18 protein-coding genes are annotated in these 23738 nt (G+C 73.6%); 5 read left to right on the forward strand and 13 right to left on the reverse strand.

Annotation, left to right across the window (positions count from 1 at the left end; genetic code table 11):
* Positions 1 to 77: 77 nt before the first annotated feature.
* Positions 78 to 758, reverse strand: a complete 681-nt coding sequence (locus NI26_RS15190; RefSeq protein WP_066657116.1) for a PadR family transcriptional regulator — start codon at positions 756 to 758, stop codon at positions 78 to 80.
* Between the two features lie 151 nt (positions 759 to 909).
* Here NI26_RS15190 and NI26_RS15195 point away from each other — a divergent pair, with 151 nt between their 5' ends.
* On the forward strand, positions 910 to 5721 hold the full coding sequence (locus NI26_RS15195; RefSeq protein WP_066657118.1) for an ATP-dependent helicase: 4812 nt from the start codon (positions 910 to 912) through the stop codon (positions 5719 to 5721).
* Between the two features lie 80 nt (positions 5722 to 5801).
* Complete coding sequence (locus NI26_RS15200; RefSeq protein ID WP_066657129.1) at positions 5802 to 6581, forward strand: Fpg/Nei family DNA glycosylase; 780 nt, start codon at positions 5802 to 5804, stop codon at positions 6579 to 6581.
* Between the two features lie 13 nt (positions 6582 to 6594).
* Here the strand turns inward: NI26_RS15200 and NI26_RS15205 are convergent, their stop codons facing one another.
* The 5 genes from NI26_RS15205 to NI26_RS15225 all read right to left on the reverse strand — a co-directional run bounded on the left by NI26_RS15205 (position 6595) and on the right by NI26_RS15225 (position 13523).
* A complete protein-coding gene (locus tag NI26_RS15205; protein ID WP_066657132.1) occupies positions 6595 to 7092 on the reverse strand; it encodes a hypothetical protein in 498 nt (165 codons plus the stop codon).
* Between the two features lie 122 nt (positions 7093 to 7214).
* Positions 7215 to 9206: a glycosyl hydrolase gene (locus NI26_RS15210; protein WP_144411396.1), complete on the reverse strand. Its 1992-nt coding sequence runs from the start codon at positions 9204 to 9206 to the stop codon at positions 7215 to 7217.
* Between the two features lie 84 nt (positions 9207 to 9290).
* Entirely contained in the window at positions 9291 to 10031 is a 741-nt protein-coding gene (locus tag NI26_RS15215; protein ID WP_066657136.1) for an HlyD family efflux transporter periplasmic adaptor subunit, read from the reverse strand.
* The gene (locus NI26_RS15220; protein WP_066657138.1) at positions 10028 to 11998 is read right to left on the reverse strand and encodes a glycosyltransferase family 2 protein; all 1971 of its coding nucleotides are present in this window, start codon (positions 11996 to 11998) and stop codon (positions 10028 to 10030) included. The genes NI26_RS15215 and NI26_RS15220 overlap by 4 nt, the downstream gene beginning before the upstream one ends.
* Before the next feature lie 490 nt (positions 11999 to 12488).
* Positions 12489 to 13523 carry an aldo/keto reductase gene (locus NI26_RS15225; RefSeq protein WP_066657142.1) on the reverse strand — a complete coding sequence of 345 codons (1035 nt, stop codon included), beginning with the start codon at positions 13521 to 13523 and terminating at the stop codon, positions 12489 to 12491.
* Between the two features lie 133 nt (positions 13524 to 13656).
* Here NI26_RS15225 and NI26_RS15230 point away from each other — a divergent pair, with 133 nt between their 5' ends.
* Complete coding sequence (locus NI26_RS15230) at positions 13657 to 14202, forward strand: TetR/AcrR family transcriptional regulator (protein WP_066657145.1); 546 nt, start codon at positions 13657 to 13659, stop codon at positions 14200 to 14202.
* Positions 14203 to 14258: 56 nt separating this feature from the next.
* Here NI26_RS15230 and NI26_RS15235 read toward each other — a convergent pair whose 3' ends face one another.
* A complete protein-coding gene (locus tag NI26_RS15235; protein WP_066657148.1) occupies positions 14259 to 15179 on the reverse strand; it encodes a LysR family transcriptional regulator ArgP in 921 nt (306 codons plus the stop codon).
* A gap of 70 nt (positions 15180 to 15249) precedes the next feature.
* Here NI26_RS15235 and NI26_RS15240 point away from each other — a divergent pair, with 70 nt between their 5' ends.
* The gene (locus tag NI26_RS15240; protein WP_066657151.1) at positions 15250 to 16068 is read left to right on the forward strand and encodes a LysE/ArgO family amino acid transporter; all 819 of its coding nucleotides are present in this window, start codon (positions 15250 to 15252) and stop codon (positions 16066 to 16068) included.
* A gap of 199 nt (positions 16069 to 16267) precedes the next feature.
* Here NI26_RS15240 and NI26_RS15245 read toward each other — a convergent pair whose 3' ends face one another.
* The 5 genes from NI26_RS15245 to NI26_RS15265 form a co-directional block, all read right to left on the reverse strand.
* Complete coding sequence (locus NI26_RS15245) at positions 16268 to 17743, reverse strand: APC family permease (RefSeq protein ID WP_066657154.1); 1476 nt, start codon at positions 17741 to 17743, stop codon at positions 16268 to 16270.
* 370 nt (positions 17744 to 18113) lie between these two features.
* Positions 18114 to 18986, reverse strand: a complete 873-nt coding sequence (locus NI26_RS15250) for a hypothetical protein (RefSeq protein ID WP_081985143.1) — start codon at positions 18984 to 18986, stop codon at positions 18114 to 18116.
* An 82-nt stretch (positions 18987 to 19068) separates the two neighbouring features.
* Positions 19069 to 19926 (reverse strand): alpha/beta fold hydrolase, encoded by an 858-nt coding sequence (locus NI26_RS15255; protein ID WP_066657158.1) that lies wholly within the window; start codon positions 19924 to 19926, stop codon positions 19069 to 19071.
* 213 nt (positions 19927 to 20139) lie between these two features.
* Positions 20140 to 20658 carry a methylated-DNA--[protein]-cysteine S-methyltransferase gene (locus tag NI26_RS15260; protein ID WP_066657167.1) on the reverse strand — a complete coding sequence of 173 codons (519 nt, stop codon included), beginning with the start codon at positions 20656 to 20658 and terminating at the stop codon, positions 20140 to 20142.
* Complete coding sequence (locus tag NI26_RS15265; RefSeq protein ID WP_066658797.1) at positions 20655 to 22199, reverse strand: DNA-3-methyladenine glycosylase 2 family protein; 1545 nt, start codon at positions 22197 to 22199, stop codon at positions 20655 to 20657. The genes NI26_RS15260 and NI26_RS15265 overlap by 4 nt, the downstream gene beginning before the upstream one ends.
* Positions 22200 to 22570: 371 nt before the next feature.
* On the opposite strand from NI26_RS15265, the gene NI26_RS17020 reads away from it, so the two are divergent.
* Positions 22571 to 23068, forward strand: a complete 498-nt coding sequence (locus tag NI26_RS17020) for a molybdenum cofactor biosysynthesis protein (RefSeq protein ID WP_066658800.1) — start codon at positions 22571 to 22573, stop codon at positions 23066 to 23068.
* A gap of 119 nt (positions 23069 to 23187) precedes the next feature.
* Here NI26_RS17020 and NI26_RS15275 read toward each other — a convergent pair whose 3' ends face one another.
* Positions 23188 to 23733 carry a type 1 glutamine amidotransferase domain-containing protein gene (locus tag NI26_RS15275; protein ID WP_066657169.1) on the reverse strand — a complete coding sequence of 182 codons (546 nt, stop codon included), beginning with the start codon at positions 23731 to 23733 and terminating at the stop codon, positions 23188 to 23190.
* Positions 23734 to 23738 lie beyond the last annotated feature (5 nt).

Genomic DNA, 23738 nt, shown 5'->3' on the forward strand with positions numbered 1-23738 from the left:
CGAAGGTGACCGGGTGACCGACTGACGGCCAGGAGGCGCGTGGCGGGGTCGCCACGTGCCTCCCGTCCGGCACGGCGCTACTCGGCGAGGATCTGCAGCAGGTCCTTGCGGAGCTGGTCGACCTTCGCCGTCGCGGCCCTGGTCTGCTCGTCGGAGGCGCTGGTGCGGTACATGTGCAGCACCCCCATCGCCTTGCGGAGGGCCTCGACGAACTCGCGCTGCGTGTCGGGCATGCCCGGCGCGGCGTCGAACGCGGCGGCGATCTCGTCCGCCTTCGCCTCGGCCTCGGCGCGGCCGGCGTCGGTGAGCTCGAAGAGCGTCTTGCGGCCGTCGCCGTTCGAGACGACGAGGTCCTCGTCGACGAGCTGCTGGAACGTCGGGTAGACCGAGCCGGGGCTCGGCTTCCAGGCACCGCCGGTGCGCTCGGCGATGGTCTTGATCACGGCGTAGCCGTTCTGCGGGCCCTCGGCGAGCAGCCCGAGGATCGCGAGGCGGACGTCGCCGCGACGGCGGCGCTCGCGCCCGAAGCCGGGGCCGCCGCCGAAGCCGGGACCGAAGCCCGGGCCGAAGCCGCCGCGTCCGCCGAACCCGGGGCCGAAGCCGCCGCGTCCGCCGTGGTCGTGGTCGCCGCGGTCGCGGCCGGGGAAGCCGTGGCCGTGGTGCTGCCGCGCGCCGCCGAAGCGGGGGCCGCGCGGACCGGTGCCGCGGGGGCCGCGGCGGGGCGTGGTGCTGTCGAGGTCATCGTACGAGGGGCGCATGATGACTCCTTCCTGTCGGTGGTGACGTGAGCTCGCGATGCGTTGTGTTCCTATCGCGATGGGTCAACGATAGATCGCTACGGATCGGCCTGTCAAGCACCCGTCCTCCCTCGGACCGCTGTCGGTGGCGACGGGCAGGATGGGACGGACCATGACGGACGTCCTCGAGCGCTTCTCCCCCGCGACCGCGGAGTGGTTCCGTGGCGCGTTCCCCGGCCCGACCGCGGCGCAGGCGGGCGCGTGGGACGCGATCTCCACCGGGCAGCACGCGCTCGTGGTCGCCCCGACCGGCTCCGGCAAGACGCTGGCGTCGTTCCTCTGGTCGATCGACCGGCTCATCAGCGCGAGCGACCGTCCGCCGGCGAAGCAGCGCACCCGCGTGCTGTACGTCTCCCCGCTCAAGGCCCTCGGTGTCGACGTCGAGCGGAACCTCCGCAGCCCGCTCGTCGGCATCACGCAGACCGCGCGTCGGCTCGGGACGGAACCGCCCGAGGTCACGGTGGGCGTCCGGAGCGGTGACACCCCGTCGTCCGACCGGCAGCGGCTCCTGCGGCAGCCGCCGGACATCCTCATCACGACGCCCGAGTCGCTCTACCTCATGCTCACGTCGCGGGCGCGCGAGACCCTGGTGAACGTCGACACCGTCATCGTGGACGAGGTCCACGCGGTCGCCTCGACCAAGCGCGGCGCACACCTGGCGGTCTCGCTCGAGCGCCTCGACGACCTGCTCGAGAAGCCCGTGCAGCGGATCGGCCTGTCCGCGACCGTGCGCCCCGCGGAGGAGGTCGCCCGGTTCCTCGGCGGCCGCGCGCCCGTGTCGATCATCGCCCCGCCGGCGCAGAAGACCTTCGACCTGCGCGTGGTCGTGCCGGTCGACGACATGACCGAGCTCGGCGCCCCGCCGGTCGGTGCCGACGCGACCGAGTCACCGACGAACGGCTCGATCTGGCCCCACGTCGAGGAACGCGTCGTCGACCTCATCGAGGAGCACCGCTCGACGATCGTGTTCGCCAACTCGCGCCGACTCGCGGAACGCCTGACGGCACGGCTCAACGAGATCCACGAGGAACGCGTGCTCGGGGCCGTCGACACGGCGGGTGTCGGCACGGCTGCGCTCGGCGCGCCGGAGGTCGTGGGCGCGGAGGCCGTGGGCGCGGTGGCCGGGTCGGCTCCCGTCACGCAGTCCCCCGGTCGGGCGTCCGCGCACGCACCCGTCGCACAGCCGAAGCGACCGCCGGCGCAGCTCATCGGGCAGTCCGGACAGACCGAGGGCGGCGGCTCCGACCCGTCGGTCCCGGTGCTCGCCCGCGCCCACCACGGCTCCGTGTCGAAGGACCAGCGCGCGATCATCGAGGACGACCTGAAGTCCGGACGTCTGCGCTGCGTCGTCGCGACCAGCTCGCTCGAGCTCGGCATCGACATGGGCGAGGTCGACCTCGTGGTCCAGGTCGAGGCCCCGCCGTCGGTCGCCAGCGGCCTGCAGCGCGTCGGTCGCGCCGGACACCAGGTCGGCGAGATCTCGCGCGGCGTGCTGTTCCCCAAGCACCGCGCCGACCTCGTGAACAGCGCGGTCACCGTCGAGCGCATGGTCTCCGGGCAGATCGAGTCGATCTCGGTGCCCGCGAACCCGCTCGACGTCCTCGCGCAGCACACCGTGGCCGCCGGGTCGATCGACACCGTCGAGGTGGAGCACTGGTTCGAGCTCGTCCGGCGGAGCGCCCCGTTCAGCTCGCTGCCGCGGTCGGCGTTCGAGGCGACGCTCGACCTGGTGACCGGGCGGTACCCGAGCGACGAGTTCGCCGAACTCCGGCCGCGCCTGGTGTGGGACCGCGTGCACGGGACCCTGACCGGGCGTCCGGGCGCCCAGCGACTCGCGGTGACGAGCGGCGGCACGATCCCGGACCGCGGCATGTTCGGCGTCTTCATGGTCAGCGAGAAGGCATCGCGCGTCGGCGAGCTCGACGAGGAGATGGTCTACGAGTCCCGCGTCGGCGACGTCTTCGCCCTCGGCGCGACGAGCTGGCGCATCGAGGAGATCACGCACGACCGGGTCATCGTCAGCCCGGCGTTCGGGCAACCCGGGCGGGTCCCGTTCTGGAAGGGCGACGGCATCGGTCGTCCCGCCGAGCTGGGACGGGCGACCGGTGCGTTCGTGCGCGAGGTCGACGCGGCCTCCGACGACGACGCGCGTGCCCGGGTCGCCTCCGGCGGGCTGGACGAGCGGGCCGTGACGAACCTGCTGACCTTCCTGCGCGACCAGCGTGCGGCGACCGGTCACGTGCCGAACGACACCACGCTCGTGGTCGAGCGGTTCCGCGACGAGCTCGGCGACTGGCGGCTCATCCTGCACTCGCCGTACGGCATGCAGGTGCACGCGCCGTGGGCCCTGGCGGTCGGCGCCCGGCTGCGCGAACGGCACGGCATCGACGGCGACGCGATGGCGGCCGACGACGGCATCGTGGTGCGGATCCCGGAGACCGACGCGGAACCGCCCGGCGCCGACCTGTTCGTGTTCGAGCGCGACGACCTCGAGGCGCTCGTCACCGACGAGGTCGGCGGCTCGGCGCTCTTCGCCGCCCGCTTCCGCGAGTGCGCGGCCCGGGCCCTGCTCCTGCCGCGGCGGAACCCCGGGCAGCGGTCGCCGCTCTGGCAGCAGCGCCAGCGGGCGTCGCAGCTGCTCGAGGTCGCGCGGAAGTACCCGACGTTCCCGATCGTGCTCGAGACCGTGCGCGAGGTCCTGCAGGACGTCTACGACGTGCCGGCGCTGCTCGGCATCTCGGACCAGATCGCCGAGCGCCGCATCCGCCTGGTCGAGCGCGAGACCGAGCAGCCGTCGCCGTTCGCCCGGTCGATCCTGTTCGGGTACGTCGCGGCCTTCATGTACGAGGGCGACTCGCCGCTGGCCGAGCGCCGGGCGGCGGCACTGTCGCTCGACTCGACGCTGCTCGGAGAGCTGCTCGGACGGGCCGAGCTCCGCGAGCTCCTCGACCCGGCGGTCATCGCCTCCGTCGAGCGCGACCTGCAGCGGCTCTCCCCCGACCGTCGAGCGCGCGACACCGAGGGACTCGTCGACGTGCTGCGACTCGTCGGCGCCCTCGAGCTGGACGAGCTCGTCGCCCGCAGCTGGGTGGCCGACGCCGCTGACCCCGACGCCGCGCGTGCGACCGTCCGGTCGGCGCTGGAGGCCCTCGAGCGCGACCGCCGTGTGCTGTCGTTCACGCAGGGCGGTGCGACGCGCTGGTCGGTGATCGAGGACGCCTCCCGCCTCCGCGACGCCCTCGGCGTCCCGCTGCCGATCGGCGTGCCGACCGCCTTCGTCGAACCCGTCGCGGACCCGCTCGGCGACCTGGTCGGCCGGTACGCCCGGTCGCACGGACCGTTCGCCGCGCAGGAGGCCGCGAGCCGGCTCGGCCTCGGCATCGCCGTCGTGCAGGACACCCTGCGCCGCCTGGTCGCCGACCGCCGCGTGGTCGAGGGCGAGTTCCGCCCGGACCGCCAGGGCGCGGAGTGGTGCGACGCCGAGGTGCTCCGCCGCATCCGGACGAAGTCCCTCGCCGCGCTCCGGCACGAGGTCGAGCCGGTGTCGCCGGACACCCTCGCCCGGTTCCTGCCGGCGTGGCAGCACGTCCAGGCGCCCGGCACCCGCGGCGGGCTGCGCGGGGTCGACGGGGTGCTGCAGGTCATCGACCAGCTGGCCGGCGTCGCCCTGCCCGCGAGCTCGTGGGAGACCCTCGTGCTGCCGTCCCGCGTGAGCGACTACTCCACGAGCATGCTCGACGAGCTGACCGCCACCGGCGAGGTCCTGTGGTCGGGCGGCGGCACGCTGCCCGGGAACGACGGCTGGGTGCGCCTGCACCTCGCCGAGACCGCGTCGACGACCCTGGCGGAGCCCGACGGCGGCGAGACCACCGAGCTGCAGCGCGACGTCCTCGGAGCGCTGGCCGGCGGTGGTGCCTACTTCTTCCGGCAGCTCGGCCAGGCGGTCGGCAGCACGGACGACCAGGCCCTGACGACCGCGCTGTGGGACCTGGTCTGGGCCGGACAGGTCACGAACGACACGTTCGCGCCGCTGCGGTCGATGCTCGGCGGCAAGGCGAGGTCGACGAGCGCGCCGCGGGCCCGGGCGTACCGCGGGCGGCGTCGGCCGACGCTGCCGTCGCAGTCCGGTCCGCCGTCCGTGGGTGGTCGGTGGTCGATCCTGCCGCTCGCCGAGTCCGACTCGACCCTGCGTGCGGCAGCGACCGCCGAGCAGCTGCTCGAGCGCTACGGCGTCGTGACCCGCGGTGCCGTGCAGGTCGAGGGCGTCCGTGGCGGGTTCGCCGGTGTCTACCGGGTGCTCAGCCGGTTCGAGGAGTCCGGCCGGGCACGCCGCGGGTACTTCGTCGAGGGGCTCGGGGCGGCACAGTTCGCGACGAGCCCGACCGTGGACCGGCTCCGGACCTACGCACGCGACCTCGACGACGACGAGCGCGCCGACCCGGACCGCGAACGCCAGGCACTCACGCTCGCGGCGACGGACCCGGCGAACCCGTACGGTGCGGCGCTGCCGTGGCCGTCGGACGACGCCCCCGCCGACCCGGACGCCGACCCCGCTGCTCCCGGTCCCGCGGCCGACGCCGCTCCGACGGGCGCCCGTGGTGCGGCCGTCCCCGCCAGCCGGTCGACGTCGACGACCGGTCGCGGTCACCGACCCGGGCGGAAGGCCGGAGCCCTCGTGACCACGGTCGACGGCCGCCTCGCGGTCTACGTCGAGCGCGGTGGGAAGTCCGTCCTGACCTTCACCGACGACCCGGCGGACCTCGCGGTCGCGGCGCGGTCGATCGCCGCCACCGTGCGGAGCGGGCTGCGGAAGCTCTCGGTGGAGCGGGTGGACGGCGACTTCGTGCTGGAGACGCCGCTCGGGTCGGCACTGCGCGAGGCGGGGTTCACGGCGACCCCGCAGGGACTGCGGCTGCGTGTCTGACGCGACCAGGGCCTCCCGGGCGTGCGCCGGTGCACGGGACGTGACACGGCCGACCGGACGAGCCGCAGCGGAGGTGTGCCGTGCCCGAGGGTGACACCGTCTTCCGCGCTGCCCGGCGCCTGCACACCGCGCTCGCGGGCAAGGTCCTGACCCGCTCGGACTTCCGCGTCCCCGCGTTCGCGACCCTCGACCTGGTCGGACGGACGGTCGACGAGGTCGTGCCCCGCGGCAAGCACCTGCTGCACCGCATCGGCGACGTGACCGTGCACTCGCACCTGAAGATGGAGGGCCGCTGGGACGTCTACGCGCCCGGGGAGCGGTGGCGACGGCCCGCGCACCAGGCCCGGGTCGTGCTCGACGCCGCGGACGTCTCCACCGTCGGGTTCACCCTCGGGGTGCTCGAGGTCGTCCCGCGCGACCAGGAGTCCGAGGTCGTCGGGCACCTCGGCCCCGACCTGCTCGGTCCCGACTGGGACGCCGACCGGGCGCTCGAGAACCTGACGGCGGACCCGGAGCGCCCGATCGGGCTCGCACTGCTCGACCAGCGCGTGCTGGCCGGACTCGGCAACGTGTACCGGAACGAGCTGTGCTTCCTGCGGGGGGTGCTGCCGACGCGACCCGTCGGACAGGTGCCGGACCCGGCGCGGGCGATCGCGCTGTCGCACCGGCTCATCACGATGAACCGTGACCGCAGCAACCGCGTCACGACGGGCGTCGACCGGCCCGGGCGCCGCTTCTGGGTCTACGGCCGCGCCGGCAAGCCCTGCCTGCGGTGCGGGACCCCGGTGCGTCGGGGCGAGCTCGGCGACTCGGAGCTCACGCTGCGGGACACCTACTGGTGCCCGCGCTGTCAGACCTGAGCCGGGCCGGGGGTCAGCGGTCGGCGGCCTCGACGGCGCAGCTCTCGGCGCGCTTCGCGGCGTCGGAGTCCGCGCTGAACGCGCTCGGTGCCGGCGACGCCGAGCGTGACTCGTCCGAGGTGGCGTCCTTCGCGGTCTGGTTCACGGCGTAGATCGTGCCGTCCCAGTCGTCGGCCGTCGGGTCGGTCTCCGTCGCCCAGATGGTCAGCTCGTCGTCGTTGGCGTCCTTGCTGTCCGACGGCACGATCGACGCGGCCAGGTACCAGCCACCGTCGCCCTCCGCCACGTTCGCGAAGTCCGTCGTGTCGTGCGGACCGACCGCGGTGCCGATCGCGTCCACGGCGTTGCTCGCGGCGACGGCGCACTCGGTCGACTGCGACTTCTGCTCGTCCCCGGGGACCTTGCCGACCGGGTCGATGTTCTGGGCGCCGCCCGGGTCGCACGCCGTCAGGAGCAGGGCGAGGGTGGCAGCGCCGAGCAGCGCGGTGGCGGTCTTGGCTCGCGTGGTCATGTGGTGGACGGTAGGCCGCGGTCCCCGTGCAGGACCCCAGGGCGTCCGGGAAGCGAACGACGGGCGGTACGCGGTCGGTGGACCGTCGTGCCGCCCGTCGGGCTCGCGCGGGGGACGGGCCGCTACGCCCGACCCCGGGTCATGATCCACGCGAGCAGGTACGACCGCGTGTTCGCCGAGTCGATCACCGCGTCCGGCAGCCGTTCCGCGTCGCGCAGGGCTGCCGCCGCGTCGGCCTTCCCGCCGAGCGCCCGGTACATGAGCAGGTAGTCGCCGAACTGGACGTCGTAGCGACCGTCCGGCACGGCCTCGTCGAGCACGCGCCCGATCTGCTGCCGGCCGCCCGCGTCGACGTACTCCGCCGCCATCGCGGGCATCGGGATGAGCTCGATGCCCGCCGGCGCCGCGGCCGCCGCGCTGAACCACGTCGCGTGGTCGCGCTTGCCGCCCCAGGTCAGCGAGACGACCCGGTGCGTGAAGCCCGGGAACGCCGACAGGTCCGGGTCGAGCACGTCGCGCTGCGCCGAGGCGGCCTCGTTCGACAGCAGCCAGGTGCCGGTGGACTCGAGCGAGGCCGACCCGGACACGGCGCCCCAGCGGGCCAGGCCGTTCCACGCGGACACCGCCTCGGACGACGACTCCTGGTTGTTGCCGTCGGCGAAGGGCGAGTAGCCGGACGCCCAGGAGTGCTGCGCGTACGGGTCGTAGACGCGGAGCGCGGGGAACGACTCCGTCGCGGTCGGCGAGGCGATGTCCGCGGCGACGAGGTCCGCGACGGTGCGCCACTTCCGCACGAGGGACGCGTCACCGTCGGCCACCATCGCAGCGGCGGACAGCACGTACCCGTAGTGGAAGTGGTGGTCGTTGAACTCGTCCGAGCCGAACGACGCCTCCTGGCCGACGAGCCCGTGGACCTCGGGGTCGTAGGCGAAGCACCGCGCGGTCCTCCCGCCGCAGCCCGCCGGGTCGAACCACTGGTCGAGCTCCGCGACGACGGACGTCTTCAGCGCCGCGGCCTGGTCGTCGAGCCCGAGCGCGACGGCGAGCCGGTACAGCGTGGCGACGCGGTACAGGTCCTTGCCGCCGCCGTACGAGTCGGCCGCGTACGACGAGGCGTCGACCCCGGCGGCGTCCTGCCGGACCTGTGCGGCCAGGGTGTCCCGCTGACCGTCGGACAGGCCGGACAGGTCGAGCCGGTCGGACGGCTCGACGGTGTCGGCGTCGAAGCGCAGCGCCGTCCCGGTGCAGACCGGCGCGGGACCCGTCAGCGTCGCGACCCGCAGGTCGGTGCACGTCAGCCCGCGGGTGCCCTGGCCGGGCTGCGGCACGAGCACCCCGGCACCGCCGTCGAAGTCGTACGACAGCGTGGTGCGCTGGGACCCACCGGACGCGCTGCGCTCCAGCGACGAGCCGGAGAGCGGCCGTGCGGCCGCGACGAGCCGGGAGACCTCGGACGACGACGCGCCGTCCGGTGTCGGCAGGAGCACGACCGACCCGCCGCTGCGCAGGCGCACGCCGGACGCGGCGACCGAGCCATTGTGCACGACGACCTGCCAGGTGCGACCGCCGCCGGACATCGTCGCCGTGCCGTCGCCGGTCGGGTCGAGCGGCGAGGTGCCGGTCAGCGTCTGGTCGCGGTCGGCGGTGTAGGTCACGAGGGGCGACCCCTCGGCGACGACCGAGTGCCCGAGCACGGTGTCGCCGTCGCGGTGCTCGACGGTCACCGACACCGCGTCGTACGCCGACACGAGGGTGCTCGTCGCGCCGAGGTCGAAGCCGACCTGCGGTACGGCGCCGCCGGCGATGGTCTTCTCGGTCGCGGTCACGTCGGGCAGTCCGGCTGCGAAGCCGTGGTCGGTGACCTGCCACGAGATCGGCGTCGGGAACACCGGCTGGGGTGCGTCGCCGAACACCAGGCCGGAGAACCACCGGTTCGTCGGCGGGGTCAGTCCCTCGGCCAGGCGCATCGTGCCCACCGTCGACGACGCGACGTCGCCCAGGGCGGCGACCGCGCGTGCCTGGGCCGCCGCGTCGGTCGGGGTGGCCGACGGGGTCGGGTGGTCCGTGCCTCCCGTCCCGGTGCACGCAGCGAGCAGCAGGGCGACGGACGTCACCAGGGGGACGACCAGGAGCGTCGACCGGGAGGCCCGGCGTGCGCCCGCAGGGCGGCGGCCGGGGTGCAGGTGGTGCCGCACCGGCTACAGCCCGATCTGGCGCGAGAAGTCGCGGACGGCGTCGGTGACGCCCGCCAGCGTGCCGTCGTCGCGCAGGTGCAGGGTCGCGTCGACGGGCGTGCCCGGGCTCGTGATGCCCGACGACGGCGAGGCCGACAGCTCGGGGCTCTCGACGTCGACGGTGGTCTTCGCCCGGCCGTCGTCGTTCGTCTCCACGCTGACGCTCTTCACGGTGCCGGTGATGGTGCGGTCGTCCGGCAGGCGGAGCTCGACCTCGGCACCGTTCCGGATGCGCCCGTAGTCGCGCGCGGTGACGGTGAACTCCGAGGTGACGAAGAGGCTGTCCTCCTTGTGGATGGTGCCGAGCTCGGAACCGGCCTGCACGTACCCGCCGGTCTTCACGTCGATCTTCGCCACGGTGCCCGAGACCTCGGCCTTGAACGTGATGAAGCCGTCCTCGCCGATGTCGTACGCGCTCGTCTGCGTGTCCGCGCCGACGACGCCCTTCCGGATGTCCTGCGCCAGCTGCAGGCTCTGCACCTGCAGGAGCTTCTCGCCCTTGGTGACGGAGTCGCCCTCCTGGACGTACTCCTCGGTGACGGTCCCGCCGTAGTCGGTGCCGACGGCGTACTCCTGCGCGGCGATGGCCGCCGAGGTGCTCGCCACGGCGCTCTGACGCTGGTTGAACACGAGGGTGCACGCGGCGACGATCACCAGGACGACGACGAGGCCGCCGAAGAGTCGGAGTCGGTTGGTCCAGGTCATGCGCGGGGTCCGTCCTGCAGCTGCATCGCGACGCCGGCGATCGCGGCGCGCTGGGGTTCGAGGGTGTCGGGGCGGACGACGGTCGTCCGCACGGGGCTGACCGGGGCCTGCACCAGCGGCGCGGCCGGTCGGACGGCCTCGCCGCGAGCGCGCTGCCGGTCGGCCACGCGGTTGCGGGCCTGCTCGCGGAACGCCGCGACGATGAACGCGGCGAAGACCAGCGTGTTCGTGATGTTCCACGCGGTGGCGAGCGTGAACTGCCCGTTGCCGGTGTCCCGCCAGACCGCGACCACGCTGGTCAGGGTGAGGAACACGAAGACGAGCACCTGCGGCACGATGAAGTTGAACGGTGAGGGTGTCCGTCCGCGGTCGGCACCGGTGACGTGCCAGGCCTGCTCCTTGCCGCAGAGCACGTTCCAGAGCGCGCTCGCGTAGATCGGGAAGGACACCGCCGCGAGCAGGAGCGTCTCGTAGCGGAACGAGCCGAGCGCGTAGAAGGCCAGCACCACCTGCATGAGGTAGAACCCGAGGTAGAACAGCACCCACTCGCCCGCACCGATCGACAGGTTCATCGGGCGGAGGTCGAAGAAGATCTCGAGCGGCGGCACGAGGAGCAGGAGCCCGGGGACGATGCCCGTCAGGTAGAAGCTCGCCGTCACCAGGTACTGCAGACGCTGGTCCATCGTCAGGCGGTGCTTCGGGTTGAACGGGAAGTGCGTCAGCAGGATCTCGAACCCGCCGGTCGCCCAGCGCAGCTGCTGCTTCGTGAAGCCCTCGATGGTCTCGGGTGCGTCGCCGACGGCGAGGGTCATCGGGATGAAGACCGACTTCCACCCGCGCTCGTGCAGCATCAGGCTGGTCCAGACGTCCTCGGACTTCGAGTCGGTGTGCATGCCGCCGATGTCGTCGATCGCGCTGCGGCGGAAGATGACGTTCGTGCCGACGCAGAACGCCGCGTTGAAGCGGTTCCGGCCGGGCTGGATGAACTTGTAGAAGACGGTCTGCATGTACCCGGCGCCGCGGGACACCAGGTTGTGCAGGTTGCCGTAGGTCTGGGGCGTCTGCACGAACGCGATGGTGTCGTCCGCGAAGAACGGCACGGTCTCGAACAGGAACTCCGGCTCCGGGACGAAGTCGGCGTCGAACACGGCGTAGTAGTCGCCCTTGGCGAGGGTCAGGGCGTGGTTGATGTTGCCGGCCTTGGCACCGTGCGACGACAGCCGGCGGACGTACCGCGCGCCGAGCCGGGCGGCGAGCGCCTGGACCTCGTCGCTCCGGCCGTCGTCGAGCACCCACGTGCGGTGCTCGCCGCGCATCGCGACCGCTGCCCGCACGGTGGCGGCGATCTTGGACAGTTCCTCGCCGTAGACGGTGATGAAGACGTCGACCTCGACCTGACGGCCCCGCACGTGCATCGGCCAGCGGTGGGGCTGGTCGGTGAGCCCGTCGCGCTCGATCGTGTCCCGGTCGAACAGGGTGTCCTGCGTGTGGTGGAACGCGAAGTCCCGCGGGTCGGCACCGCCGGACAGGATCGTCCACATCGACAGCAGCGCCTGGCCGACCAGCACGCTCTCCGCCACGATCACCAGGCCGTACGGCAGGAAGTCGCCGCGGTTCGCGGGGTCGAGGAGGAACACCGCGTAGGCCATCACGCCAAGGGTCGCGACGAGCACGATGAGCACCATGACGGGGCTGTGCGCGCGGCTCTCGGAGCGGGGTCGCACGTGCCCGACCTGCTCGGCCTGCCGGCGTCGACGGGCGCGCTCGCGGTCACGCGGGGTGAGCGGCTGGGGGAGCGGCTGCGGCGGGAGCGCCTGCTGCTGGAGCAGTCGGGGCTGCTGGAGCAGTCCCGTCTGCTGCGGCTGAACGGGCTGGGCCGCGTCCGGGGACTGCGGCTGGGCGCTCCGGCGGTACTGCGGGGTGCTGGCGTCCGGGCGTGCGCGACGGACGTCCGTTGGTGCGGACATGAGGATCTCCTGTCGGGTCGGGAGAAGCTCGCGGCCCGCAGGCAGGGACGCCGACGGGTCGCGAGACGGGCGTCGGCGACTGTGGCGACATGGGCCCGGACCGTCGGGATGGGTCCGGCTCGGCGAGGGACCAGGGATCCTGCGCCGGGGAGGTCGCGACCGAGGGTGCGGTCGCGGTGTTCGGTGTGTCGAGAGCGGTCGTGCGACGACGGCCCGTGCCGTCGGTCGAGTGCGACACTACGACCCGCTCGACGCGCTCGGGTGTCCGTCGTGTGAATCCCGCAGGACCCCGCTGCTTCTTGCGGTTTCCCGCATCACCGCGTTGCGGGATCGGGTGGGGGCGCCGACACTCCCCTGCTCCCCCGCTCCCCTGCTCTCTCGCTCTCTCGCTCTCTCGCTCTTTCGCGAGACGCAACGAGGGCGGCTGCTCGCAGCGGTACAGCGCCGCGAGCAACCGCCGGGGTTGCGTCCTGCGGAGGGCGAGGGGGCGTCAGGCGGCGGAGCGCTCGGCGGCCGGACGACGGCGGAGCTCGGGTCGCAGGAGCGCGGGCGGCTGGTACTGCTGGTCGAGCCGCGTGACGTCGGTGCCCGGCGGGACGATCGCGTCGATGCGGTCGAGCACCTCGTCGGAGAGTGCGACGTCCGCCGCCGCCAGCAGGTCGTCGAGTTGTTCCACCGACCGCGGCCCGATCAGCGCGCTCGTCACGCCGGGGTGGGCGATCGCGAACGCGAGGGCGAGGTGGGTGGTGGGGATGCCGGTCTCCTCGGCGAGGGCGACGACCTGCTCCACGGCGTCGATCCGCCGGTCGTCCTGGTCGTGGCGGAACATGCCCGTCCGCGACAGGTCGTTCTGCTGTCCCCGACGGAAGCGCCCGGTCAGCATGCCGCCGGCGAGCGGACTCCACACCAGCGCTCCCATGCCGTAGCGCTGGGCGACCGGCAGGACCTCGCGCTCGATGCCCCGGCTGAGGATCGAGTAGGTCGGCTGCTCGGACCGGAAGCGCTCGAGACCGCGACGCTCGGAGGTCCACTGCGCCTCGACCTGCATCGATGCGGGGAAGTCCGACGAGCCGATCGCACGCACCTTGCCGCTCCGGACGAGGTCGGTGAGTGCGGACAGGGTCTCCTCGAGGTCCACGGTGTCGTCGGGACGGTGTGCCTGGTAGAGGTCGATGTGGTCGGTCTGCAGGCGTCGGAGCGAGTCCTCGACCGCCGTGGTGATCCAGCGGCGGGAGTTGCCGCGCCGGTTCGGGTCGTCCCCCATCGGACCGTTGAACTTCGTGGCGAGGACGACGTCGTCGCGCCGGCCCTTGATCGCCTTGCCGACGAGCACCTCGGACCCGCCCTGCGAGTAGCGGTCGGCGGTGTCGATGATGTTGATGCCGGCGTCGAGCGCGCGGTGCACGATGCGGATGGAGTCCTGCTCGTCGCCGTTGCCGATGCGACCGTCGGTGCCGAGCATCATGGCGCCGAGCGCGAAGGGGCTGACCTGGATGCCGGTGCGGCCGAGGGTGCGGTACTGCATGGTGGTGCCTCCTGTCGGTGGCGTCCCGAGGCCGGTCGTCGTAGGCTGACTCGAAGCGGAACGCTCTTCCGCAACGATACGGAAAGCTGTTCCGTTTCCGCAAGCCCTCACCGCGACCCCGTTCGGAGGAACCGTGCGCGCCGATGCCCGCCGCAATCTCGACGCCCTCGTCGACGCTGCCCGTCAGGTGTTCGCCGACCAGGGCGTCGACGCTCCCGCCAGGGTGATCGCCGACCTCGCCGGCGTCGGTGTCGGCACGCTGTACCGCCACTTCCCGCAGCGCTCCGACCTGGTGGTCGCGGTGTTCCAGCAGGCCGTCGAGGAGTGCGCCGACGCCGCCGCGGACCTCGCCGAGCACCACGAGCCGGACGACGCCCTCGCGCTCTGGCTCCAGCGGTTCACCGGGTTCGTCGCGACGAAGCGCGGGCTCGCTGCGGTGCTCCAGTCCGGTGACCCGGCGTTCGAGGGACTGCACCCCTGGTTCATCGGTCGACTCGGCGGGGCGCTGACCGGACTGCTCGACGCGGCCTCGGCAGCGGGGACCATCCGCAACGACATCGACGCCACGCAGCTGCTCCGCGCGGTCGCCGACCTCTGCCACGGGGCGCCGACGACCGAGCAGAGCCAGCAGCTGGTCGGACTGCTCGTCGACGGGCTGCGCTGGCGGGCGAGCGTCTGATCCGGCACCGCCGGCGGGGTCCGCAACCCGCTGGGCGGGGCGGAGAGCGTCCGCGGTCAGCCGGGCTGGTGCAGTCGCTCGTGCGCGGTCGCCCGCACGGCCTCGGTCACCCGTTCGAGCAGCGGTGACGCCAGGTTCCACCGCTGCCACCAGAGCGCCACGTCCGCCCGACGCCCCGGCGTGAGCTCGACGAGTGCTCCGCTGCGCAGGCCGTCGAGGCACTGGGCCTCCGGCAGCATCCCCCACCCGAAGCCGAGCGACACCGCGCGCGCGAAGTCTGCCGACGTCGGGACGAAGTGCCGCGGCCCGCGAGGGGCGTGCCCGAGGACCCGGCGGAGGTACCCCTGCTGCAGGTCGTCGTCGCGGTCGTAGTCGACGAGCGGGACCGCGTCGAGCCGTGCGGTCATCTGCCGCTCGGACACCGCACCGGCGAGGTACCGGTCGACGAAGGCAGGCGCGGCGACGGCCCGGTAGCGGTCGACCCCGAGTGCCACCGACGAGCAGCCCTGCACCGGGTCGGCCTCGGCGGTGACCGCGGCCATCACGGTGCCCGCACGGAGGAGCTCGGCGGTGCGGTCCTGGTCCTCGCGGTGCAGGTCGAACACGACCTCGGTGTCGGCTCGGACGAGCGCGAGGGCGTCGAGGAACCACGTGCCGAGCGTGTCCGCGTTCACGGCGAGCGGGATCGACGGCACGACGGGCGCGTCCGCATCCCCGACCGCGCCGAGCGCCCGGGCGGTCTCGTCCTCGAGGAGCCGGGCCTGCCGTGCGTGCCGGAGCACGACCGCACCGTCGGCGGTGGGCGCGACCGGCGTCGTCCGCTGGAGCAGCACCCGGCCGAGCTGCTGCTCCATCGCCTTGATGCGCTGCGACACCGCGGACGGGGTGATCGCGAGGGCGCGGGCCGCAGCGTCGAGCGTGCCGTGGTCGACGGCGGCGAGGAGCGTCTCGAGGTGGTCCCGCTGCAGACGGAGCATGCAGCAGAGCTTACGGCGGTACAGGAACGTGAGCTGGACTGAACCGAGGGTCGCTCCTACCGTCGAGACCGTGACCGTCCTCCTCCCCCTGTTCGCCGGCCTCGGCACCGGCCTCGCCCTGATCGTCGCGATCGGGGTGCAGAACGCGTACCTGCTCCGGCTCGCGGTCAGCGCCCCGGCGCGGGTCGTCGCCGCCGCGGTCGCCGTCTGTGCGGTGTCCGACGCCGTGCTCATCGTCGCCGGGGTGCTCGGTGTCGGGGTCGTCGTCGAGCGGTTCCCCGTCGCGCTCGTGGTGGTGCGGTTCGTGGGCGCGGCGTTCCTCGTGGTGTACGGGGTGCTCGCGGCCCGCAGGGCGTTCCGTCCCACCGGGGAGGCCATGGCCGTCGAGCAGGAGGCGGCAGACGACGGCGTGGTGGTGCCGACGACGGTCGCGCCCACGGCGGTCGCGCAGGCGGATGGTGACCCCGGACCGGCCGACGACACCGTCGTTCCCGACGGCGGGGGCGGGGCAGCGGGGCGGAGCGCAGAGGAGCCTCCCGGCCGGACCACGACACCCGCGGTCGCGACGCGGACCGCCTCCGCAGCACGCGCCGTACCGACCCTCGGTGCGGCGGTCGCGACGATGCTCGTGTTCACCTGGGCGAACCCGCACGTGTACCTCGACACCCTCGTGTTCCTCGGCTCGGTGGCGAACCAGCAGGGCGTCGACGACCGCTGGTGGTGGACCGTCGGCGCGGTCGCCGCGAGCTGCCTCTGGTTCGGCGCACTCGGGTTCGGGGGACGACTGCTCCGACCGCTGTTCGCGAAGCCGCTCACGTGGCGGGTCTTCGACGGGCTCGTCGCCGTCGTGATGCTGTCGTTCGGCGTCGCGCTCGCCGTCGGGGCGTAGCCGCCGCGGCGCGGGGCGTGCGGCACCCGGCACCCGGCACGGCGGGCGGTGGCGCGGGTGCCGGGCGGCGGGCGGCGGGCGGCGGGCGGTGGCGCGGGCTGCTCCGGCACAACCAGAAGCACCTCGCGCCACGGCGATCCGTGGCGCGAGGTGCTTCCCGTTGTGCGCGCGGCGAAGCCGCCGGCGAGGCCGCCGCCCGCTACTGCAGGCCCTTGCCCACCCGGCTGTTGCGTCGGCTGTAGCCGAAGTAGATCGCGAACCCGATCGCCAGCCAGGCGATGAAGCGCAGCCAGGTCTCGACCTCGAGGTTGAGCATGAGCCAGAAGCACAGCACCGCGGAGAGGATCGGCAGGACCGGCACCCACGGCACTCGGAAGGCCCGCGGTGCGTCCGGGCGGGTCTTGCGCAGCACCACGATGCCGATCGACACGAGCACGAACGCCGAGAGCGTGCCGATGTTGATCATGCCCTCGAGGCGCTCGACGGCGGTGAACCCGGCGATGAACGCGACGACGACACCGGCGACGACCTGCACCCGCACCGGGGTCTGCGTCTTCGGGTTCGTCTTCGAGAACCAGCGGGGCAGCAGTCCGTCGCGGCTCATCGAGAAGACGATGCGGGACAGGCCGAGCAGCAGGACCATCACCACGGTGGTCAGGCCGATGAGCGAGCCGATCGCGATGATGCCGGCCGCCCACGGCAGTCCGACGATGTCGAAGGCCGAGGCGAGGGACGGCGCTTCCTCGTCGGCGAGCCGCTGGTAGGAGACCATGCCGGTGATGACGATGCTGACGCCGATGTAGAGCAGCGTGACGATGCCGAGGCCGATGAAGATGCCTCGGGGCAGGGTCTTCTGCGGGTTCTCGGTCTCCTCGGCGCTCGTCGCCACGACGTCGAAACCGATGAAGGCGAAGAACACGAGCGAGGCCGCGGCGAGCAGGCCGAACACGCCGTACTGCGCCGGGGCCTGACCGGTCACGAAGGACACGAGCGACTGCGTCAGCACACCGCCCTCGGCGCCCTTGGACGCCTCGGCCGGCGGGACGAACGGGGTGAAGTTCGCGGCCTTGACGAAGAACGCCCCGGCGACGATGACGAAGACGACGATCGCGACCTTGATGATCGTGATGACGGCGGAGACGCGGGACGACAGGCGGGTGCCGAACGCGAGCAGCAGCGTGAAGACGCCGACGATGAGGACCGGGCCCCACGTGAAGCCGATCGGGCCGAGCTGGATCGTGTCGGGGAGGTCGATGCCGAAGACCCCGAACGCGGTGCTCAGGTAGATGCCCCAGTACTTCGCGATGACGGCGCTCGCGGTCAGGGTCTCGAGGATGAGGTCCCACCCGACGATCCACGCGAGCAGCTCGCCCATCGTGGCGTACGTGAACGTGTACGCGGAGCCGGCGACCGGGATGGTCGAGGCGAACTCGGCGTAGCACATGATCGCCAGGCCGCACGTGACGGCTGCGAGCAGGAACGAGATGATGACGCTCGGGCCGGCGAAGTTCGCGGCGGCGTTCGCGCCGACCGAGAAGATGCCGGCGCCGACGGCGACCGCGATGCCCATCGCGGCGATGTCGAACGTCTTGAGGGACCGCTTGAGCGAGCGACCCTCCTCCTCGGAGTCGGCGAGGGAGGCCTCGATCGACTTGATGCGGAGCGGTGATGCCATGGAGGTTCCCGTCGAACGGCTGGCGATGGACCCCGTGAGGGTACTGGTGTACCACCCCGGCTCGCAAACGGTGTCGCCCCGGGACACGGGGCCAGCAGCACCAGCCGTCCGGACGGTGCGCGGCGCTGGCGTCCGGGCGAGGGCGGCGCTGGCGTCCGGGCGAGACGGCGTGGGGTGCGAGACGACGGCGTCCCGGCGAGACGCCGTCGACGCGTCGAGACACCGCCGGATCCGGGACCGTCTCGAGGCACTCAGGGCGTCTGGTGCAGACGCCGGCGTCTCGGCACCCGGGCAGACGCCGGCGGCGCGGCATCGGCCTGGAGGCTCGGCGCGGGTCGGGCGCGGGAGGCCCGCCCGAGCGCGGGGCGGCTCAGGCGCCGCGGCGCCAGTCGGCCAGGAAGCGCGCGCCCGCCTCGTCGTGGATCACGCCGTCGTCCGCGGTGAGCACCGGGTACGGCGTCGCCGGCACCCCGTCCGCCGGCCGGACGTCCACGTGCGCGACGTCGTGCCCGTTGGCGTGCAACCAGTCCGCCATGGCGTAGTCGCTACGAGAGTCGCCGACGGTCCGCCAGGTCACCGGCAGCTCCCCGTCCTGCGCGAGCAGCTCGAGGGCTCGCTCGGCACCCATGTCCTTGCCGGACCGGTCGGACTCGACGTCGGTGGAGATGATCGTCGGGTCGACGCGCCACTGCACCGCGCCGTCGGCGTCCGGTCGGACGTCGTCGAGCCGGCGGACACCGAGCCCGCGCCGCTCCAGCGCCGCCATCGCCTTCGCGTCGAACTCGGCCTGGCGGGCGAGGTACGCGGCGTTCGGCACCTCGACGCGCTGCTCGATCGAGACCATCGCGTGCTTCGTCTCGTCGAAGAACACCAGGTCGGCGTACTCGTCACGGACGAGGTCGCGCATCTCGTCGGCGAAGTCCCGCGGGAGCGCGAGGTCCTCGGCGATCACCAGGTCGCTCATCCCGCCCTCGTACTGCGGGCCGATCGAGCACCAGACGGCACCCTTCTCGCACACCGCGTGCACCCGGCCGCCCTCCGCGAGCCCTCCGGCGATCAGCGGACCGACGACCTGCTCGCGGATGAACGCGTCGCTGCGGCCGGTGTTGAAGACGATCGGGACGCCCTCGGCGGCGAGCGCGACGAGGTCCGCCACGATCGAGGGGATCGCGATCGTCCGGGTCACCGGGCTGGCGATGGGTCCGTCGACGTCGAGCAGCAGGCCGAGGCGGGGAGCAGTCACGCCTCCATCCTCTCGCACCCGCGATGCCCACCCTCCCGCGTCGGCCGGTGACGACCGACCGCAGCGGCTCCGGGCGCGCACGTCACTCGGGCGCGGGCAGCCCGACGAACCGGTCGACCAGGTGCCGCAGCACCTTCGGCTCCGGCACGTGCCCCTGACCGGGGACGACGAGGTGCCGCGAGCCGGGCACCGCCTCGGCCAGCGCGACCGAGGCCTGCCGCATCCACTCGGCGCCGCCGACGCCCGAGGCCACGAGCACCGGGACGCCGACCGACGCCGCCACCCGCTCGGGGACGGAGAGGCCGTTGAGCACCCGGACGTCCCGGGAGAGCACGTGTGCGTCGGCCAGGAGCGACCGCCACAGTCCGGGCTTCAGGCGCGCCGCGGTGATGTGCGGGATCGGGATGCCGAGCACGCGGGACAGGAAGGCCCGCACCGCCTGCGCCCGGCGTCCGGCCGCGACGTGCCCGTCGAGGAAGTCCGCGAACAGCACGTCGTCGCCCTGCGGGTCGACCGTGGCGCGGTACGGCGGCTCCCAGAGCACCGCGCGCCCGAACGGCACGCCGGCGGCGAGGCCACGCAGCACCACCCCTGCACCGACGCACCACCCCACCGCGTCGGCCGGGCCGTCGACGGACGCCGCGACCGCCGCCAGGTCCTCGACCTCGCGCTCGACCGACCACGGCGCGGTGTCCCCGCTCGCACCCCGACCCCGCCGGTCGTAGGTGACGACACGGTAGCGGTCGCTGAGGGCCGCGACCATCCGGTCGACCGCCGGGCTGCCGTAGTGGTCCCAGGCGCCGCCGACCAGCACCAGGGCGGGCCCGGAGCCGCTCTCGGCGACCGCGAGCGGTGTGCCGTCCGCGGACACGACCGTGCGGTCGACGTGCGCGGGGTCCCCCGGCTGCTGTCCGGGCGGGGCGTGCTGGTCGGGGGGCATGGGTCCTTCCGAGGTGCGCGACGGCGCTGCGTCGGGTCCTGCGGAGGGACCGTGCGGGTCGGTACCCAGAGCATGACAGTCCGGACCGTGAGCGTCACCACCCGCAACCAGGGGGAGCGCTCCACGTTCCCTGTGCAATCTGCTCGGTCGAACCTGCTCGGTCGCCGCTCGGTTCCCGCTCGGTCGCCGCTCGGTTCCCGCGCACGGAGCGGCTCAGGCGAGCGCGGTCACGCCGACCGACTCGCGCTCGAGCAGGGAGCGCTTGACGTCGAGCCCCCACGCGAAGCCGCCGAGCGTCCCGTCGGACCGCAGCACCCGGTGACACGGCACGAAGAGCGCCGGGGCGTTCCGCGCGCAGACGCTCGCAGCCGCGCGGACGGCGTCCGGTCGCCCCATGGCCGCCGCGAGCTCGGTGTACGTCAGGACGGTGCCGGCCGGGATCGCGCGGAGCTGCCGCCAGCCCTCGGCGAACAGGTCGGTGCCGTGCTGCCGGACCGGGACCCGCATCGCCGCCTCGACCTCGCCGGCGTAGAAGGCCTCGACCGCCTCGGCCGCGTGCACCCGGCCGTCGATCAGCCGTCGTGGGCGGTGCCGATCGGCCAGCCGCGCGAGCAACCGTGCGGAGTCGTCGGTCCACCCCGACGCGAGCACGTACCCCTCGTCGTCCTCGAGCACCGTGAAGGGGCCGTCGGGGGTGTCGAGCGTCTGGATGGTCGTCGTGGGCTCGGTCATGGTGTCTCCTCCTGGTGGTCCGTCGCCGCTGCCGCCTCCGCCGCCGCGCTCGCGCGGTCGACGATCGGACGCCAGCAGTGCATCGTCAGGTAGCTCCGCCACGGCGCCACCTGCTCCGACCGTAGGGAGAGCTCGCGGGCGCCACCGGGCAGTCCGAGTTCCTGTGCACCGTTCCGCACGGCGAGGTCGCTGTGCAGGAACACGTCCGGGTGGTGCCGGACCCGCAGGGCCACGTAGTCCGCCGTCCACGGCCCGATGCCCTTCACCGCCAGGAGCCCGGCGCGCAGCTCCGCGAGGGACTGTCCCGCGTCGACGACGAGCGACCCGTCGGCGAGCGCCGCCGCGACGCGCAGGATCGTGACCACCCGTGCCGCGGGTCCCCGCAGGACCTCGTGCCCGCGGGTCGCGATCGTCGTCGCGGTCGGGAACAGCAGCCCGTCCTCGGCCAGCCCCGGGTCGACCGACTCCCCGAGGGCTGCGACGAGCCGGGTCTGTGCGGTGCGGGCGGCGGCCACGGAGACCTGCTGCCCGATCAGGGTGCGGAACACGACCTCGTGTGCGTCGACGGCGCCGGGGAGGCGGATGCCGGGGACCCGGGCGACCGCCGGGGCGAGGACGGGGTCCGTGGCGAGGACGGCGTCGACCGCCTCGGGGTCGGCGTCGAGGTCGAACAGGGCCCGCACCCGCGCCACGAGGGTCGGCAGGTCGGAGAGCGTCGTGAGCCGGACGCGCAGGGCGACCCCGACGCGCCCCGCGCCCCTGCCGACCCCGTCGGTGGCGGGGGCCGAGGCGGTGAAGCGGGCCGGGCCTCCCGGCAGGGCGACGAGGCGACCGTAGGCCGTGACGCGGCCCGAGGCGTCCCGCTCGACGTGCTCCAGCCCCGGCAGCGCGTGCAGCGCGTGCCAGTCGAGCAGGCCCTGCAGGTCGAAGGGCGCGCGAGCGGGGAGGTGGACGTGCAGCCAGCCGTCGTCGGCCGACGCCGGCCGGTCGGTCCGGCGCGCGCGGAGCTCGGAGGGGGTGAGGGCGAAGACCTCGCGCACGGTGTCGTTGAACTGCCGGACGCTCGTGAAGCCGGAGGCGAACGCGACGTCGGCCACCGGCAGGTCCGACGAGGTCAGGAGCGTCCGCGCGGTCTGTGCACGGTGCGCCCGGCTGAGGGCCTTCGGTCCGGCCCCGAGCTCCTCGGTCATGATCCGGCCCAGCTGCCGCTCGGAGTACCCGACGCGGGCGGCCAGGCCGGGTACCCCCTCGCGCTCGACGACGCCGTCGAGGACGAGTCGGACGGCACGGCCGGCGACGTCCTCACGGAGGTCCCACTCCGGGCTGCCCGGCGTCGCCTCGGGCAGGCAGCGCTTGCACGCGCGGAAGCCGGCGAGGTGGGCGGCGGCACTCGTGCGGTAGAACGTGACGCCCTCGGCGCGCGGGGTCCGGGCGGGGCAGCTCGGGCGGCAGTAGATGCCGGTGGAGTGCACGGCGGTGACGAACTGGCCGTCGAACCGGGCGTCGCGGGAGGCGACGGCGCGGTGGCGCTCGGCGTGCAGCTCGTCGGGTTGCGCGTCGGGCTGCGGCTCCGTGCGGGTTGCGGGGTTCGTCACGCGGTCAGCCTGGCACGGGCCCCCGACAGGTTCTGGCGGGAATCGGACACGGCAGCGGGGCAGCGGTGTGTACCGGCGGTCGGCGGCTGTGTCGAGACGGCGGCGTCGCGTCGAGACGCACCGTTCGCTCCGAGACGCCGCGGGATCCGGCGGCGTCTCACAACCTTCGCGGCGTCTCGCGCGCACGCCGGCGTCTCACCACGACAGCGGGACAGCGGTGCCGGCCGGGAGGCACGACTACCGTGGGCGCCGTGACCTCCGTCGACGACGTGGCCGGCCCCGGCGACCTGCCCTTCCGCACCGACGTCGAGGTCGCGATGCTGCTCGTCTCCCCGCACCACCGCTACGAGGGGCGCCCGGCGGACGGGGCGCTGCCGGCCGCGGGCCCGGAGCTCCGCGACCGGATCGAGCTCCGGGCGGGACTCGGCATCGTCGGTGACCGCTACTTCGCCGCACGGGCGCACGTGCACGCCACCGTCACGGTGATCGGTCTCGAGGGGCTCGACGCCGTGGCCGAGGCGGTGGGTGCCCCCGTCGACCCCGCGGCGACCCGGCGCAACGTGTACCTGCGGGGTGCCGACGTCGAGGCACTCCGGGGTTCGCCGTTCTCGCTCGAGAGCCCGGGGTCCGGCGGTCCGGTGTCCTTCCGCGGGTACCGGCCGGCGAACCCGTGCGCCTGGATGGACCACGAGGTGGCTCCCGGCGCGTTCCGGGCGATGCGCGGGCTGGGCGGGGTGCGCTGCGACCCGGGGTCCGACGGCGTGCTCACCCTCGGGCCCGCGGTGCTCCGCACGGCGCGCCCCGTCGCGCTCTGACGGACGGGTGTGCCCGGCGCTCCCGCCCGTTCCGGCCGTTCCGGGGAACGCACCGTGGGCGTCACCTCGCAGCGCCGTAGCCCTGCGAGGTGCCGCCCACGGTGCGTGGTGCGAGCGGGTCAGGCGGTGAGCGCCTGCTCGATCGCGTCGACGAACGCCGGCAGGTCGTCGGGGTTGCGCGACGTGATCAGGCCGCCGTCGACCTGGACCTCCTGGTCGACCCACTCGGCGCCGGCGTTGCGCACGTCGGTCTGCAGCGAGGGGAACGAGGTGATGGTCCTGCCCTGCAGCACACCGGCCTCGATGAGGGTCCACGGGCCGTGGCAGATCGCGGCGACGGGCTTGCCCGCCTCGGCGAAGGCCTTCACGAGTGCGACCGCGTCCGAGTCCTGGCGGATGGTGTCCGCGTTGATGGTGCCACCGGGGACGACGAGTGCGTCGTAGTCGCCTGCGCCGCTGACACTGCCGATGGTGGTGTCGACGGAGACCGACTTGCCCGGGTCCTTGTCGCCGACGAGGGTCTCGATCGAGCCGGACTCCTGCGCCGCCACCGTGACGTCGGCACCGCGCTCGCGGAGCTGGTCGGTGGGGACGACGATCTCGTCCTGCTCCACGCCGTAGTTCGTCGCGATGACGAGGATCTTCTTGCCGTCGAGGGCTGCCATGGTCG

Source organism: Curtobacterium sp. MR_MD2014 (genome assembly GCF_000772085.1).
Lineage (GTDB): Bacteria > Actinomycetota > Actinomycetes > Actinomycetales > Microbacteriaceae > Curtobacterium.

Bases quoted from the DNA above. Each gene is read 5' to 3' on its own strand.
- NI26_RS15190 (WP_066657116.1), bottom strand. From the start codon at position 758: ATGCGCCCCTCGTACGATGACCTCGACAGCACCACGCCCCGCCGCGGC.
- NI26_RS15195 (WP_066657118.1), top strand. From the start codon at position 910: ATGACGGACGTCCTCGAGCGCTTCTCCCCCGCGACCGCGGAGTGGTTC.
- NI26_RS15205 (WP_066657132.1), bottom strand. From the start codon at position 7,092: ATGACCACGCGAGCCAAGACCGCCACCGCGCTGCTCGGCGCTGCCACC.
- NI26_RS15215 (WP_066657136.1), bottom strand. From the start codon at position 10,031: ATGACCTGGACCAACCGACTCCGACTCTTCGGCGGCCTCGTCGTCGTC.
- NI26_RS15220 (WP_066657138.1), bottom strand. From the start codon at position 11,998: ATGTCCGCACCAACGGACGTCCGTCGCGCACGCCCGGACGCCAGCACC.
- NI26_RS15225 (WP_066657142.1), bottom strand. From the start codon at position 13,523: ATGCAGTACCGCACCCTCGGCCGCACCGGCATCCAGGTCAGCCCCTTC.
- NI26_RS15235 (WP_066657148.1), bottom strand. From the start codon at position 15,179: ATGCTCCGTCTGCAGCGGGACCACCTCGAGACGCTCCTCGCCGCCGTC.
- NI26_RS15245 (WP_066657154.1), bottom strand. From the start codon at position 17,743: ATGGCATCACCGCTCCGCATCAAGTCGATCGAGGCCTCCCTCGCCGAC.
- NI26_RS15255 (WP_066657158.1), bottom strand. From the start codon at position 19,926: ATGCCCCCCGACCAGCACGCCCCGCCCGGACAGCAGCCGGGGGACCCC.
- NI26_RS15260 (WP_066657167.1), bottom strand. From the start codon at position 20,658: ATGACCGAGCCCACGACGACCATCCAGACGCTCGACACCCCCGACGGC.
- NI26_RS17020 (WP_066658800.1), top strand. From the start codon at position 22,571: ATGCTGCTCGTCTCCCCGCACCACCGCTACGAGGGGCGCCCGGCGGAC.
- NI26_RS15275 (WP_066657169.1), bottom strand. From the start codon at position 23,733: ATGGCAGCCCTCGACGGCAAGAAGATCCTCGTCATCGCGACGAACTAC.